We start from the raw sequence: 1,212 nt of genomic DNA, 5'->3' as shown, positions 1-1,212 counted from the left end.
CGAAGGCGACCTTGCCGTAGATGCCGAGGTGGACGTGGAGGTGGCCGACGGGGCCGAAGCCGAGGAAGAGGTGCTTGCCGTGGGCGTCGGTGCCGGTCAGCCGGCAGCCGTCGATGAGCGCGGCGCCGTCGGCGAACTTGCCCTGGGGGCTGGCCGCGCGCACCGCCCGGCCGCCGAAGCGGACGCCGTACTCGACGGACAGGCGGTGGATGGTGTGGCCCTCAGGCATGCGCCCTCTCTCGCTCCGGTCCCGTCCCGGTCCTGCCGGTGTGCCCGGCCGTTGCCGCCGCTACGGCTGCGGGTGGTGCGCCGGCACGTCGGGCAGCTTGCCGCTTTGCTCGTACGCGCCGAGCATGTCAATGCGCCGCTGGTGGCGCTCCTCGCCGGTGTACGGGGTGGCGAGGAAGACCTCGACGAAGCTGGTGGCCTCGTCGCGCGTGTGCATCCGCGCGCCGACGCCGACGACGTTGGCGTCGTTGTGCTCGCGCGCCAGCCGCGCCGTCTCCTCGCTCCACGCCAGCGCCGCGCGCACGCCCGCCACCTTGTTGGCGGCGATCTGCTCGCCGTTGCCGGAGCCGCCGATGACGACGCCGAGACTGCCGGGGTCGGCGGCGGTGCGCTCGGCGGCGCGCAGGCAGAACGGCGGGTAGTCGTCGGCGGCGTCGTAGATCAGCGGGCCGCAGTCGACGGGCTCGTGCCCGTGCTCCCGGAGCCAGGCGAGGAGGTGTTCCTTGAGTTCGTAGCCGGCATGGTCGCTGCCGAGGTACACGCGCATGCCCGGAGTCTACGGGCCGGGGTCAGCCCCGGTGCGCACGCCCGGCGATGTGCCAGGCGGCGGGCAGGGCGCCCATCGCCAGGGCGGCCTTCAGTGCGTCGCCCAGGAGGTACGGGGTGAGGCCGAGGGAGACCGCCTCGCCGAGGGGGACGTTCAGCGAGAGGGCCAGGTACGGCACGCCCACGGCGTAGATGACGGCGCTGCCGAGGACCATCGTGCCCGCCGTGCGCCACACGTCTCGGTCGCCGCCGCGGCGGGCCAGGGCGCCGACGGCCGCGGCGGCGAGGAGCATCCCGAGGACGTAGCCGAACGACGGCATGCCCCACCCCGAGGAGCCCTCCGCGAACCACGGCATCCCGGCCATGCCGGCGGCCGCGTACAGCAGCAGGGAGAGGAACGCCCGCCCGGTGCCCAGCGAGGCGCCGACGAGCAGCGCG

At 74.8% G+C, this 1,212-nt stretch carries 3 protein-coding genes; all 3 read right to left on the bottom strand.

The window, feature by feature from the left end; genetic code table 11:
• Positions 1-229 (bottom strand): DNA-formamidopyrimidine glycosylase family protein (locus H5J30_RS34350; protein WP_374101065.1); only part of this gene is annotated, 229 nt, incomplete at its 3' end.
• Positions 230-289: 60 nt separating this feature from the next.
• On the bottom strand, positions 290-775 hold the full coding sequence (locus tag H5J30_RS34345) for a ribose-5-phosphate isomerase (RefSeq protein ID WP_181791727.1): 486 nt from the start codon (positions 773-775) through the stop codon (positions 290-292).
• 22 nt (positions 776-797) lie between these two features.
• On the bottom strand, positions 798-1,212 hold a 415-nt coding region (locus tag H5J30_RS34340), incomplete at its 5' end, for a biotin transporter BioY (RefSeq protein ID WP_181791726.1).

The sequence above is a fragment of the Streptomyces phytophilus genome (genome assembly GCF_013870535.1).
GTDB classification, from domain to species: Bacteria; Actinomycetota; Actinomycetes; order Streptomycetales; family Streptomycetaceae; genus Streptomyces; species Streptomyces phytophilus.
The sequence above is the reverse complement of the archived record's forward strand: the minus strand, read 5'-3'. Positions and strand labels throughout refer to the sequence as shown.

What these genes read in the sequence shown, in the direction of transcription:
- H5J30_RS34345 (WP_181791727.1), bottom strand. Translation starts at nt 775, where the DNA reads ATGCGCGTGTACCTCGGCAGCGACCATGCCGGCTACGAACTCAAGGAA.